The organism is Streptomyces parvulus, from assembly GCF_014648855.1.
GTDB lineage: Bacteria > Actinomycetota > Actinomycetes > Streptomycetales > Streptomycetaceae > Streptomyces > Streptomyces parvulus.
On sequence record NZ_BMRX01000007.1, the window covers coordinates 319,967 to 332,605 of the forward strand.

The window sequence follows — 12,639 nt, forward strand, 5'->3', positions numbered from 1 at the left end:
GGTGAGTGAGCCGTTTTCCGTACCCGTGACGGTCCGGGGGTACGAGACCGACACCCAGGGGCATCTCAACCAGGCCGTGTACCTGAACTACGCCGAGCACGCCCGCTGGTCACTGCTCGACGCGGCCGGCATCCGGCAGGCCGACCTGGTCGCCCGCGGGGTGGGCCCGGTGGCCCTGGAGACGACCATCCGCTTCCGGCGCGAGCTGCTCGCCGGGGACGAGGTGGAGGTGACCTGCGCCTTCGAGTGGGGCGAGGGCAAGACCTTCGGGATCCACCAGGTGATCCGCAAGGCGGACGGCACGGTGGCCGCCGAGGTCGAGGGCGTCGGCGGCCTCATGGATCTGCGGGCGCGCAGACTGGTGGCCGATCCCCGGGAGCGGTTCAAGGAACTGGCGTCGGATCCGGGGCTGTTCGGGCTGTAGGCGGCGGCCGGGCGCCGCGCGGGCCGGCGCCCCTCGGGGAGGGGCGCCGGCCCGTTCGCCGGGTCAGGTGCGCGGGGTCACGGGGTGCCCGGGGTCACGGCGTGACCGCGTTCCCGGGAGGCCTCGGTGATCTCCTCTCCCGCCTCCATCGGGTGGGTCACGTCCTCCGCCTCGCGCGAGCGGCCGCCGATGTGGTTGAAGAGCAGGTTGAGCACGACGGCGGCGACACAGCCGGTGGAGATGCCGGAGTCCAGGATGATCTTCGCGTTCTCCGGGAACGAGTGGTAGAACTCCGGGGCCGCGATCGGGATGATGCCGACGGCCAGCGAGACCGCCACGATCAGGACGTTGTTGTCCTTGTCGAGGCTCGCCCGGACCAGGGTCTGGATGCCGCTGGCCGCGACCGAGCCGAAGAGCACCACGCCGGCGCCGCCCAGGACCGGGCGCGGGACGACGGCGATGAGCGAGGCCGCCATGGGACACAGGCCCATCAGGACCAGGAAGCCGCCGCCGACCGCGACGACGTAGCGGCTGCGGATCTTCGTCATCGCGACCAGGCCGATGTTCTGCGCGAAGGCGCTGCACATGAAGCCGTTGAAGACGGGGCTGATGGCCGAGCCGAGGGTGTCGGCGCGCAGGCCGGCCGCGATGGTCTTCTCGTCGGCGGGGCGGTCCACGATCTCGCCGAGGGCGAGCATGTCGGCGGTGGACTCGGTCATCGAGACCACCATCACCACGCACATGGAGACGATCGCGGCGATCTGGAACTGCGGGGCGCCGAAGTGGAAGGGCGTCGGGAAGCCGACGACGTCGGCGTCCGCGACCGGCCCGAAGTCCGTGACGCCGAACGGGATCGCGATGAGCGTGCCCGCCACCAGGCCGAGGAGCACCGCGATCTGCTTGACGAAGCCGCGGGTGAAGCGGCGCAGCACGAGGACGATGACCAGGGTGATCGCGGCCAGTCCGAGGTTGGTGGCCGAGCCGTAGTCGTCCGCCGCGGCATCGGGTCCCTGCGCCCAGCCGAAGGCCACGGGCAGCAGGGATATGCCTATCAGGGTGATGACGGTGCCGGTGACGACCGGCGGGAAGAAGCGGATCGCCTTGCTGAAGAACGGCGCGGCGAAGAAGCCGAGGACTCCGGCGACGATGACCGCGCCGAAGATGATCGGCAGCGCGTCGGACTTGTCGTCGGTGGAGGCGACCACGGCGGTCATGGGGGCGACACCCGCGAAGGTGACGCCGTTGACGAACGGCAGCCGGGCGCCGATCTTCCAGATGCCGAGGGTCTGCAGAAAGGTGGCGAGGCCCGCGGTGAACAGGCAGGCGCCGGTGAGGAAGGTGAGTTCGGTGGCGGACAGCCCGATGGCCGCGCCGACTATCAGGGGTGGTGCGACTACTCCGGCGTACATCGCGGCCACGTGCTGCAGGCCGGTCGTCGCCATCTTCAGGGGCGGGAGTTTCTCGTCAACAGGGTGGTCGGCCACGGCGGCGTCCCTCCGGTCGGTTACGCGTCGGCTCTGACGCGGGTGTCATGGAGGTGGAGCTGGTGGTGATGGTCGTGCGGGACCGTGACGGACCGTCTGGGGAAACGGTGACCGTCCCCGGGGCGTGCGCATGGGCGCGCACGCCCCGGAGTAGGCCGCCGTGGGCCCCGCTCGGGTCCACGGCTACCGGCCGGGAGCCGTCCCTCTCGGCCGGAGATCAAATGGTGTGCTGTCGTGCGGTGTTCAGGCCTGGGCGGCGATCCGCGCCAGGCGCCGCGCCTCGTCCCGGGTGGAGCGGGCGATGGCGTCCTCGTCGACGGTCAGCAGGCGGCCGTCCTCGACGATCTGCCGGCCGTTCACGAACGAGGCCGTGACCGGGGCCGCGGCGCCGAAGACCAGGGCGGTCACCGGGTCGGCGATCGCGGAGTGGGCGAGGGTGTCCATCCGCCACAACACCAGGTCGGCGAGCTTGCCCGCCTCCAGCGAGCCGGTCTCGGCGGCCCGGCCGAGCACCTGCGCACCGCCGTGGGTCCCGAGGCGCAGCGCCTTGCGGGCGTTCAGGGCGGCCTCGCGGTGGGCGCCGAGGCGGTTGATGAGGAGGGCGTTGCGCAGTTCGGTGTGGAGTTCGCCGGACTCGTTGGAGGCCGTGCCGTCGACGCCGAGGCCGACCGGGACACCGGCGGCGAGCATGTCGGGGACCCGGGCGATGCCGGCGGCGAGGCGGGCGTTGGAGGACGGGCAGTGCGCGACGCCGGTCTTCGTGCGGGCGAAGGCGGCGATGTCCGAGTCGTTCATGTGGACGCAGTGCGCCATCCACACGTCCTCGCCGAGCCAGCCGGTGGACTCGAAGTAGTCGGTCGGGCCCATGCCGAACAGCTCGTGGCAGAACTTCTCCTCCTCCACGGTCTCCGAACCGTGGGTGTGCAGCCGCACGCCGAGCCGGCGAGCCAGCTCCGCGCCCTGGCGCATCAGTTCGGTGGAGACCGAGAAGGGGGAGCAGGGCGCGACGGCGACCTGGGTCATCGCGTCGAAGGAGGAGTCGTGGTGCTCCTTGACGGTGGCCTCGGTGGCGGCGAGCGCCCCGTCCAGGCTCTCCACCGCGAAGTCCGGCGGCAGCCCGCCGTCCGACTCGCCGCGGTCCATGGAGCCGCGGGCGAGGGTGAAGCGGACACCCGTCTCGCGGGCCGCGCGGATGATCGCGCCGGACAGGTCGCCGGAGCCCCGCGGGTAGACGTAGTGGTGGTCCATGGCGGTGGTGACGCCGCCGCGGGCCATCATGGCGAGCGACCCCTGGGCCGCCGCGTAGGCCATCGGCTCGTCGATGCGCGCCCACGTCGGGTACAGCGCGACCAGCCAGTTGAACAGGTTGTGGTCGGTGGCCAGGCCCCGGGTGATCCACTGGTAGAAGTGGTGGTGGGTGTTGATCAGACCGGGCGTGACCAGGTGCCCGGTCCCGTCGATCCGGCGTACGACGTTGTCCAGACCCTCCGGTGCGCTGCCCGCGCCGACCGACTCGATCCGGTTGCCGGCGATGACGACATGGCCCGAGGCGTACTCGGTGTCGCCCGCGTCGACGGTCGCGATCGCGCAGTTCTCGATGACCGTGCGCTCGGCTGCCGATGATGCTGCCATGCTGCTTCCTTGTCTTTCAGTGGGGCCCGTGGACGGGGATGGGAGTACCCACGGGGAGGGCACGGCAGGACCCTAGGAGGATTTGAGTGCCGGAACCGGCTGGCGGCTCCGGGTGCCGAGATGGTGGAAGAAGAGGTTGAGCGTGACCGCGACGATCGCGCCGGCGCTGATGCCGGAGCCGAGGACGGTCTGCGCCCAGGCGGGGAACTCGGCGTAGAAGGCCGGTGCGGCCAGCGGGATGATGCCCGCACCGAGCGCCACGGCCACCAGGATGATGTTGGAGCTGTCGTCCAGGCCGGCCTCGGACAGCGTGCGGATGCCGCTGACGGCGATGGAGCCGAAGAGCACGATGCCCGCGCCGCCGAGGACCGGCATCGGCACCAGGGAGACGACCGCGCCGAGGACCGGGAAGGCCCCGAGGACCAGCAGGGTGGCGCCGGCGGCGGCGACCACGTAGCGGCTGCGCACCCGGGTGAGCGAGACGACGCCGACGTTCTGCGCGAAGGCGGAGGTGGGGAAGCCGCCGAAGACGGGGCCGATCAGGGTGGCGAGGCCGTCGGTGCGCAGGCCGCGGGTGATGACCTTGGAGTCGGCGCGGCGGTCGCAGATCTCGCCGAGGGCGAGCATGCCGGCGGACGACTCGGTCATCAGGACCAGCATCACGATGCACAGCGACAGGATGGCCGCGGGCTGGAACTCGGGGGCGCCGAAGGCGAACGGGGTGGGCAGCGCGGCGACCGGCGCGGACTTGAGGGCGCCGACGTCGGCCATGCCGAGGGGCAGGGCGACGAGGGTGCCGACGAGCAGCCCGAGGAGCAGGGCGACCTGCTTGAAAAAGCCCCTGCCGAAGCGCTGGACGACGAGGATGACGCCGAGGGTGAAGGCGGCGAGCGCGAGGTTGCGCATCGAGCCGAAGTCGGCGGCGGTCTTGTCGCCGCCCTGGGCCCAGCCGACGGGCACCGGCATCAGCGTGACGCCGATCAGGGTGATGACCACCCCGGTGACCAGCGGCGGGAAGAAGCGCAGCAGCCGCCCGAAGAACGGGCCGACGGCGAGGCAGAACACGCCCGCGACCATCACCGCGCCGTAGATGGCGGGGAGTTGGCCGCCGTCGCCGTTGGTCTCGGCGATCGCGAGGATGGGGGCGATGCCGGCCGAGGAGGCGGCGTTGACGAAGGGCAGGCGGTTGCCGACGAAACCCTTGACCCCGAGGGTCTGGAGCAGCGTGGCGATGCCCGCGATGAGCAGGCTCGCGGCGATCAGCCGCGTGCGGCCCTCCAGGTCGAGTCCGACGGCCTGGCCGATGATGAGCGGAGGGGTGACGACGCCGGCGTACATCGCGGCGATGTGCTGGAGCGCGGCGGGGACGAGCCGCGAGGGGTGGAGCTTCTCGTCCACCGGGTGCACGGACGTGACGGCGTCCTCGGTGTGCACCGGCGGGGTGGAACGGGAGCCTTTCGCCGGCTCCGATGCAGGCACTGCCATGGTGTTCCCTCCGGTGTGGCGCGCCGCCGGCCTCGGTGGCCGGGCCGGCGGCGCGCGTACCGCGTCAGAGGTTGGTCATGTCGACCGGGATCAGTTGCTCGGCGCCGTCGCGCAGGATGGTGGCCTCGATCAGGCCGTAGGGGCGGTCGGCGGCGTAGTAGACGGCGCCGTCCTTGGCCTCGTTGTCGATCCCGAAGGGCGACAGGTCGGAGCGGAAGTGGTGCTTGTTGGGCATGGAGAAGCGGATCTCGTCGACCTCGTCGCGGGAGTTGAGCACCCGCACACCCATCTCGAAGAGGGTCTGCTGGAGCGAGTACGAGTAGGTCTCGGCGAACGCCTGGAGCGCGTGCTTGCGCACCCCGTTGTACGAGCGGTCCCAGTCCGGGGCGTGCGAGTCGACGCCGTCCCAGTTGTGCCGCCACCAGGTGGAGACGGTGGTGGCGAGGATCCGGTCGTAGTCCTCCTTGAGGGTCGTGTACTTGTCCTTCAGGTAGCCGAAGAACTCGGAGTTGGTGGAGTTCAGGACGGTGAGGTCCTTGAACCCGGAGAGCACCTGGATGCCGTGGCCGTCGTAGGTGATCTCCGCGACGCGGGTCTCCTGGCCGGTGCGGACGAAGGAGTGGGCGATCTCCTCGGAGCCGACGAAGCGGGCGCCGCCCTTGGAGGTCTCGATCCGCTCCCAGCCGTACTCCTCGATGCGGATGCGGGCCCGGCCGATGGGCTCGTTGTTGTCCACGAAGTGGCGGGCGAGCTTGACGCCGAGGTCCTCGGCGCTCTCGATGCCGTGCTCCTTGGCGAAGGCGTACACCGTGTTCTTGGTGGTGTCGGTCGGCAGGACGTTGGCGTTCGAACCGCTGCGGTGGACGTCCTCCATGTCGCCGGAGAGGGCGACGGAGACGTTCAGGTCCTTGATGTGGTGCGTGTCGCCGTCACGCGTGATCTTGACGACGCGGTTCTCAGCCTTGCCGTACTGGTTCTGTCCCAGGACGAAACGGGTCATGGTTTCGGTCAGCTCCCTCGGTAAACGGAGTAGCCGAACGGGTTGAGCAGCAGCGGAACGTGGTAGTGCTCGCCGGGCACCACCGCGAAGGTGATGGTGACCTCGGGGAAGAACACGGGCCGGCCGTTCTCGCTGTCCCGGAGCGCGGGGGCGTCCTGCTGGGCCGCGGCTTGCTTCTTGGCGAAGTACGTCTCGGTGTCGAAGTCGAGGCGTACGTGGGTGGTGCCCTCCGGCAGGGCCGGGAGGTCCTTGCACCGGCCGTCGGCGTCGGTCGCGGAGCCGCCGAGCGCCTGCCAGTCCGCCTCTCCGCCCGAGCGGGCAGAGAGGTGGACGGCGACGGCTTCGGCGGGGCGGCCGACGCTGGTGTCCAGGATGTGCGTGGACACGGAGGCGGTGGTGCTGGTGCTCATGGTCAGGCGTCCTGTTCGACGAGTCGGGTCAGGCGGATGCGGTTGATCTTCCCCAGTTCGGTGCGGACGATCTCCCGCTCCTGCTCGGGCGAGTTGCCGATCCGCTCCTTGACCGCGTCCCGCATCTGCTCGCCGGTCCGGCCGGTGGCGCAGATGAGGAAGACGTGGCCGAACCTGTCCTGGTAGGCCAGGTTCAGTTCGAGCATCTCCGCCTTGAGTGCCTCGGTGGCTCCGGCCATGCCCGCCTGTTCGCGGGACGAGGTCGGGTCGCCGGGCTTGGGGCGGCCGATCGGCGGGTGTCCGGCCATCGCCTCCGCGAGGTCGTCGGCCGTCAGGGCGGCCATGGCGGCGTCGCTGGCGGCGTACAGGTCCTCGGGGGTGGCGTAGGGACGGGCGGCGAGCAGTTGCCGGGCCCATGCCGTGGAGGCGCACGCCTCGTGGAGTTCGGCGCGTGCCGCCGGCTCCTCGAGGGTGTTGAATCGGGCCAGGCCCGACGCGGAAGTGGACGTCACGGGAGCCTCCGTGGCCTTGTGCTGAACGGGCGTGCCGATAGCTAACGCCCTCGGAAACAAGCCGTCAACACTTTGTTGAAAATTCGGGGTAACGAAAACCGCCGTCCGGTGAACGGACGGCGGCTCCTCGTCGACGGTGTCGTGCCTGGTCAGGCGGGTGTCCCGAGTCAGGCGCCCTTCTCGCGGTTGAGGTAGTTGTAGACGGTGAACCGGCTGACGCCCAGCGCGCCGGCGACGGTCTCCACTCCGTGGCGCACCGAGAAGGCGCCCCGCGCCTCCAGCATCCGCACCACCTCCTGCTTGGCCCTGCGGTCCAGCTCGGCCAGCGGCCTGCCCTGCCGGCGCTCCAGGGCCGCCAGGATGTGGTCCAGGGAGTCGGCGAGTTGCGGCAGGCGTACGGCGACGACGTCGACACCCTCCCAGGAGAGCACGACGTCGTCCTGGCCCGCCTCGTCGGGCGGGAGCATCTCGCCGCCGATGGCGTCGACCAGGGGCTTGACGGCCGCGATGAAGGGCTCCTCCCCCGGACCGGTCACCGCTCGGCCTCCGCGTCCCCGCGCCCGTCGACCACGTTGACCTGGAGCGAGATCCGGGTGGCGCCGGCCTCCAGGGTGCGGCGCAGCAGCGCGTCCACGGCGGTCAGCACCCGGTCCGCGCCGCCCTCGGCGGTGTTGCCGAACGGGCCGACGTCGACGGCGTCCAGCCGCGCGGCCTCGACGACCTCCCGGGCCACCACCGCGTGGGCGGGGGCCTCGTCCAGATCGAAGGGTTCGGTCGTGAACTCCACTCTCAATCGCACGCGGTCAACCTAACGCGCGGTGACCGTTTCCGCCGCCCCCTCTTGACAAGGCCGGAGGCTCGACGGCAATCTTCCATTAAGCAGAAACGAACTTCCGTAATGCGGAACACGATCGAACGGAAGGGAGCGCGGCACCCGATGGGCTTCGCAGACCAGCGCTTCAACGTCAACCTGTCGATCCTCTTCACGGAACTCCCGCTCCTGGAGCGCCCCGCGGCCGCCGCCGCGGCCGGCTTCACCGCGGTCGAGCTGTGGTGGCCCTGGATCGACTCGCCCACCCCCGAGCAGTCCGAGCTCGACGCCCTCAAGTCGGCGATCGAGGACGCGGGCGTCCAGCTCACCGGGCTGAACTTCTACGCCGGCCGGCTGCCGGGCCCCGACCGCGGCGCCCTGTCGGTGCCGGGCGAGGAGTCGGACCGCTTCCGCGCCAACATCGACGTGGCCGCCGACTTCGCCCGGTCCCTGGGCTGCACGGCGCTCAACGCGCTGTACGGCAACCGCGTCGAGGGCGTGGACCCGGCCGAGCAGGACCGGCTCGCGCTGGAGAACCTGGTCCTGGCCGCCCGCGCGGCCGACCGGATCGGCGCGATCCTCCTGGTCGAGGCGCTGAACAAGCCCGAGTCGCCGCTGTACCCGCTGGTGTCGGCGCCGGCCGCGATCGCGGTCGTGGACAAGGTCAACGAGGCCACCGGACTGGGCAACGCCAAGTTCCTCATGGACCTCTACCACCTGTCCATGAACGGCGAGGACCTGCCGCAGGTGATCGACGCGTACGCCGCGAAGACCGGCCACGTCCAGATCGCCGACAACCCCGGCCGCGGCGCCCCCGGCACCGGCTCGCTCCCCCTGGAGGAGCTGCTCGACCGGCTCGCGAAGGCCGGCTACGACGGCTGGGTCGGCCTCGAGTACAAGCCGGGCGACGACCCCAGCGCCCAGTCCTTCTCCTGGCTGCCGGCCGAGGCCCGCGCGGCCCGCTGAGCGCCACCCCGCACAGAACTTTTTGCAGAGAGGTACCCGTCATGAGCACTCTTCCCAAGGTCGCCTGGATCGGTCTCGGCATCATGGGCTCCCCCATGTCCGAGAACCTGATCAAGGCCGGCTACCAGGTCACCGGCTTCACCCTGGAGCAGGAGAAGCTGGACCGCCTGTCCGCCGCGGGCGGCACCGTGGCCGGCTCGATCGCCGAGGCCGTGCGCGACGCCGACGTCGTCGTGACGATGGTCCCCGCGTCGCCGCAGGTCGAGGCCATCGCCTACGGCCCGGACGGCATCCTGGAGAACGCGAAGTCCGGCGCGCTCCTGGTCGACATGTCCTCGATCACCCCGCAGACCTCCGTGGACCTCGCGAAGGCCGCCGCGGACAAGGGCATCCGCGTCCTGGACGCCCCCGTGTCGGGCGGCGAGGCCGGCGCGATCGAGGCCGTGCTGTCCATCATGGTCGGCGGTGAGCAGGCCGACTTCGACGAGGCCAAGCCGCTCCTGGAGGCGCTCGGCAAGACCATCGTGCTGTGCGGTCCGCACGGCTCGGGCCAGACCGTGAAGGCCGCCAACCAGCTCATCGTCGCCGTGAACATCCAGGCGTGCGCCGAGGCCGTGGTCTTCCTGGAGAAGTCGGGCGTCGACCTGAAGGCCGCCCTCGACGTCCTCAACGGCGGCCTGGCCGGCTCGACCGTGCTGACCCGGAAGAAGGACAACTTCCTCGGCCGGGACTTCAAGCCGGGCTTCCGCATCGACCTGCACCACAAGGACATGGGCATCGTCACCGACGCCGCCCGCAACGTCGGCGCCGCGCTGCCGGTCGGCGCCGTGGTGGCCCAGCTGGTCGCGTCGCTGCGCGCCCAGGGCGACGGCGGCCTGGACCACTCGGCGCTGCTGCGGGCCGTGGAGCGCCTCTCCGGCGACCAGGTCTGACCGCAGGCACCGCACCAGACCTCCGGGCGGCGCCGCCGCTGACACCTGTCCTGTCGCGCCCGAGCGGTGGCGCCGCCCGGAACCCACTTCAACAAACTGTTGACGTGCTGATGCTCCAAATTTAAGCTCCACGAAGCGGAAACAAGTTTCCGCTGCCCCTCGCACGGAAGGTCCACGATGTCGCAGCGAGTGCTCACGACAGAGTCCGGCGCCCCGGTCGCCGACAACCAGAACTCCGCTTCCGCCGGCATCGGCGGCCCCCTCCTGATCCAGGACCAGCACCTGCTGGAGAAGCTCGCCCGCTTCAACCGCGAGCGCATCCCGGAGCGCGTGGTGCACGCCCGCGGTTCCGGCGCGTACGGCCACTTCGAGGTGACCGACGACGTCACCGACTTCACCCACGCCGACTTCCTGAGCAGCGTCGGCAAGCGCACCGAGGTCTTCCTGCGCTTCTCCACGGTGGCCGACTCGCTCGGCGGCGCGGACGCGGTCCGCGACCCGCGCGGCTTCGCGCTGAAGTTCTACACCGAGGAGGGCAACTACGACCTCGTCGGCAACAACACCCCGGTGTTCTTCATCAAGGACCCGATCAAGTTCCCCGACTTCATCCACTCGCAGAAGCGCGACCCGTTCTCGGGCCGCCAGGAGCCGGACAACGTCTGGGACTTCTGGGCGCACTCCCCCGAGGCCACGCACCAGGTGACCTGGCTGATGGGCGACCGCGGCATCCCGGCGTCCTACCGCCACATGGACGGCTTCGGCTCGCACACCTACCAGTGGACGAACGCCAAGGGCGAGTCGTACTTCGTCAAGTACCACTTCAAGACCGACCAGGGCATCCGCTGCCTGACCGCCGAGCAGGCGGCCGAGCAGGCCGGGCAGGACCCGACCTCGCACCAGACGGACCTGGTGCAGGCCATCGAGCGGGGCGTGTACCCGTCGTGGACCCTGCACGTGCAGCTGATGCCGGCGGCCGAGGCGGCGAACTACCGCTTCAACCCGTTCGACGTGACGAAGGTCTGGCCGCACGGCGACTACCCGCTGCGCCGCGTGGGCCGCCTGGTCCTCGACCGCAACCCGGACAACGTCTTCGCCGAGGTCGAGCAGGCCGCGTTCTCCCCGAACAACTTCGTTCCGGGCATCGGCCCCTCGCCCGACAAGATGCTCCAGGGCCGCCTGTTCGCCTACGCCGACGCGCACCGCTACCGCCTGGGCGTCAACCACACCCAGCTCGCGGTGAACGCCCCGAAGGCCGTGCCCGGCGGCGCCGCCAACTACGGCCGCGACGGCCTCATGGCGTCCAACCCGCAGGGCCGTGACGCCAAGAACTACGAGCCGAACTCCCACGACGGCCCGGTGGAGACCGGCCGCCCGCTGGCCGCGCCGCTCGCCGTCTCCGGCCACACCGGCACCCACGAGGCGCCGCAGCACACCAAGGACGACCCGTTCTTCCAGGCCGGCGAGCTGTACCGGCTGATGACCGAGGACGAGAAGAAGCGACTGATCGCGACCATCGCCGGCGGCCTGTCCCAGGTCTCCCGCAACGACGTGGTCGAGAAGAACCTCGCGCACTTCCACGCGGCCGACACCGAGTACGGCAAGCGCGTGGAGGAGGCGGTCCGCGCCCTGCGCGAGGACTGACCCACGACTCGCGCACGGACCCGGCGGGGAGGCCGGACCGTGTGCGCGGCCCGCGCAGGCACCGGAGCAGCCCGGATGAGGGGTGAGAGCCAGGTGCCGGCGCGGGCAGGGCGAGGACCGCGGCGGCCTGCGAGCCAGTGCGGTGGTGAAGGGCACGGACGCTTCTCCTACGACCTGAGGGGAGCAGCGTTCCGCGCCCGTCGCACCGCCGCGGTCCCAGCCACACCACGCCTCTGGTGAGCAGAGGCCCCCAAACCCCGTCCGGCGGCGCGAACGACCTGTCGCGCCCAGCCTCGCGCCGCCGGACGGTCACCACGTGAAGAACCTTCACCGGCTGGAGAGCGCCGGATGCGGACGGTCCCGCATCCGGCGCTCTCCGGCGTTCGCCCGGGGTGCGCGTCCGGCGCCGCCGCAGCAGCCTGAAGACATGGCACTTCCACCAAAGCACCCGCACATCGTCGTCCACTCCCCCGCCCTCGACGGCTCCCGCCGCGTCACCTCCGGCGACGAGACCCTCGGCGTCGCCTCGCACATCGACGACGTCGCCGAACTGCTGCGCCTGGCCGACCTGTACGTCACCGACGTCGAGGACAGCAACCTGGTCCAATGGCAGGGCGGCGGCCCGGACGAGTGGCCGGGACTGCACGAGCACCACGAGGGCTGACCCGGGCGTAGGCGCCCCGGGGAGCGGGCACAAACCCGGCAACACGGGGGCACGGGGGTGGTGTCGGTGGACGAGGACGGGGCGCTTCGGCTGGAGCCGCACGAGGTGGCGCTGCTGCGGGGCGGGCCGCGCGCCGCCGTCACGGTGGCGGTGGTGGACCTGTATCTGCGGGGCGCCGTCGAACCCGGCCCGCCGGGCACCGTACGGGCGCTGCCGACCGAGCCGGGGACGGCCGCGACGCCCCTTCCCCCGCTGGCCGAGGCGGTGCGCTGGAGCCTAGAGGAGCCGCTGGGCATCAGGAGGCTGACCCGGCACCCGGACGTCCGCCTGGCGGTGGCGCTGATGCGCATCCCGCTCGCGGAGGACGGTCTGCTGCGCTACCCGCTGCTCGGCCCGACCCGGGCCGCCCGCCGCCGGGTGCGGGACCTGCGCGAGCGGCACCCGCTGCCCGGCGGCCGGCGCGGTCTGACGGCCGACGACCGGCTGCTCGCCGTCGCCCTGCACGACGAGGCGGCGCTGCTCCTCCTGCTGCCCCGTTTCGCCCTCAGGGCCGGTCTGGTGGAGCGGGCGGAGGTGGCGGACCGCGGACCGCGGCGGTACTCGTCGCGCGGCGGCCCGAGCGGCGCGTCCGACCCATTCCACTGCGGCGGGGGCACGGGCGGCGGCCCCGACTGAGCG

The 12,639-nt window shown here is 71.4% G+C and carries 14 protein-coding genes; 6 read left to right on the forward strand and 8 right to left on the reverse strand.

Annotated features, from left to right (window positions below; all coding sequences use genetic code 11):
* Position 1: 1 nt before the first annotated feature.
* Entirely contained in the window at positions 2–424 is a 423-nt protein-coding gene (locus IE108_RS15660; RefSeq protein ID WP_064730500.1) for an acyl-CoA thioesterase, read from the forward strand.
* 77 nt (positions 425–501) lie between these two features.
* On the opposite strand, the gene IE108_RS15665 is transcribed toward IE108_RS15660, so the two are convergent.
* The 8 genes from IE108_RS15665 to IE108_RS15700 form a co-directional block, all read right to left on the reverse strand.
* Positions 502–1,908 (reverse strand): nucleobase:cation symporter-2 family protein, encoded by a 1,407-nt coding sequence (locus IE108_RS15665; protein WP_064730499.1) that lies wholly within the window; start codon positions 1,906–1,908, stop codon positions 502–504.
* Positions 1,909–2,151: 243 nt separating this feature from the next.
* Positions 2,152–3,540 carry an 8-oxoguanine deaminase gene (locus IE108_RS15670; protein ID WP_064730498.1) on the reverse strand — a complete coding sequence of 463 codons (1,389 nt, stop codon included), beginning with the start codon at positions 3,538–3,540 and terminating at the stop codon, positions 2,152–2,154.
* Positions 3,541–3,612: 72 nt separating this feature from the next.
* Entirely contained in the window at positions 3,613–5,025 is a 1,413-nt protein-coding gene (locus IE108_RS15675; protein ID WP_064730497.1) for a nucleobase:cation symporter-2 family protein, read from the reverse strand.
* Positions 5,026–5,089: 64 nt separating this feature from the next.
* Positions 5,090–6,025, reverse strand: a complete 936-nt coding sequence (gene pucL / locus IE108_RS15680) for a factor-independent urate hydroxylase (RefSeq protein WP_064730496.1) — start codon at positions 6,023–6,025, stop codon at positions 5,090–5,092.
* Positions 6,026–6,033: 8 nt separating this feature from the next.
* The gene (uraH, locus tag IE108_RS15685) at positions 6,034–6,435 is read right to left on the reverse strand and encodes a hydroxyisourate hydrolase (protein WP_064730495.1); all 402 of its coding nucleotides are present in this window, start codon (positions 6,433–6,435) and stop codon (positions 6,034–6,036) included.
* 2 nt (positions 6,436–6,437) lie between these two features.
* On the reverse strand, positions 6,438–6,947 hold the full coding sequence (gene uraD, locus IE108_RS15690; RefSeq protein ID WP_064730494.1) for a 2-oxo-4-hydroxy-4-carboxy-5-ureidoimidazoline decarboxylase: 510 nt from the start codon (positions 6,945–6,947) through the stop codon (positions 6,438–6,440).
* Positions 6,948–7,114: 167 nt separating this feature from the next.
* Positions 7,115–7,483 (reverse strand): helix-turn-helix domain-containing protein, encoded by a 369-nt coding sequence (locus IE108_RS15695; protein WP_064730493.1) that lies wholly within the window; start codon positions 7,481–7,483, stop codon positions 7,115–7,117.
* On the reverse strand, positions 7,480–7,746 hold the full coding sequence (locus tag IE108_RS15700) for a thiamine-binding protein (RefSeq protein ID WP_079163713.1): 267 nt from the start codon (positions 7,744–7,746) through the stop codon (positions 7,480–7,482). The genes IE108_RS15695 and IE108_RS15700 overlap by 4 nt, the downstream gene beginning before the upstream one ends.
* 138 nt (positions 7,747–7,884) lie before the next feature.
* On the opposite strand from IE108_RS15700, the gene IE108_RS15705 reads away from it, so the two are divergent.
* From IE108_RS15705 to IE108_RS15725, 5 genes are all read left to right on the forward strand, one after another.
* Complete coding sequence (locus IE108_RS15705) at positions 7,885–8,724, forward strand: TIM barrel protein (protein WP_064732032.1); 840 nt, start codon at positions 7,885–7,887, stop codon at positions 8,722–8,724.
* 41 nt (positions 8,725–8,765) lie between these two features.
* The gene (locus IE108_RS15710) at positions 8,766–9,656 is read left to right on the forward strand and encodes a 2-hydroxy-3-oxopropionate reductase (RefSeq protein ID WP_064730491.1); all 891 of its coding nucleotides are present in this window, start codon (positions 8,766–8,768) and stop codon (positions 9,654–9,656) included.
* Positions 9,657–9,833: 177 nt separating this feature from the next.
* Positions 9,834–11,297: a catalase gene (locus tag IE108_RS15715; RefSeq protein ID WP_064730490.1), complete on the forward strand. Its 1,464-nt coding sequence runs from the start codon at positions 9,834–9,836 to the stop codon at positions 11,295–11,297.
* A 427-nt stretch (positions 11,298–11,724) separates the two neighbouring features.
* Positions 11,725–11,961, forward strand: a complete 237-nt coding sequence (locus IE108_RS15720; protein ID WP_064730489.1) for a hypothetical protein — start codon at positions 11,725–11,727, stop codon at positions 11,959–11,961.
* A 66-nt stretch (positions 11,962–12,027) separates the two neighbouring features.
* Positions 12,028–12,636 carry a DUF2207 domain-containing protein gene (locus IE108_RS15725; protein ID WP_064732031.1) on the forward strand — a complete coding sequence of 203 codons (609 nt, stop codon included), beginning with the start codon at positions 12,028–12,030 and terminating at the stop codon, positions 12,634–12,636.
* The last annotated feature ends 3 nt before the right edge of the window (positions 12,637–12,639 follow it).

Excerpts from the sequence above, each read along its gene's own strand:
- uraH (WP_064730495.1), bottom strand. The coding sequence starts at position 6,435 with ATGAGCACCAGCACCACCGCCTCCGTGTCCACGCACATCCTGGACACC.
- IE108_RS15715 (WP_064730490.1), top strand. The coding sequence starts at position 9,834 with ATGTCGCAGCGAGTGCTCACGACAGAGTCCGGCGCCCCGGTCGCCGAC.
- IE108_RS15670 (WP_064730498.1), bottom strand. The coding sequence starts at position 3,540 with ATGGCAGCATCATCGGCAGCCGAGCGCACGGTCATCGAGAACTGCGCG.
- IE108_RS15710 (WP_064730491.1), top strand. The coding sequence starts at position 8,766 with ATGAGCACTCTTCCCAAGGTCGCCTGGATCGGTCTCGGCATCATGGGC.
- pucL (WP_064730496.1), bottom strand. The coding sequence starts at position 6,025 with ATGACCCGTTTCGTCCTGGGACAGAACCAGTACGGCAAGGCTGAGAAC.
- IE108_RS15705 (WP_064732032.1), top strand. The coding sequence starts at position 7,885 with ATGGGCTTCGCAGACCAGCGCTTCAACGTCAACCTGTCGATCCTCTTC.
- IE108_RS15675 (WP_064730497.1), bottom strand. The coding sequence starts at position 5,025 with ATGGCAGTGCCTGCATCGGAGCCGGCGAAAGGCTCCCGTTCCACCCCG.
- IE108_RS15720 (WP_064730489.1), top strand. The coding sequence starts at position 11,725 with ATGGCACTTCCACCAAAGCACCCGCACATCGTCGTCCACTCCCCCGCC.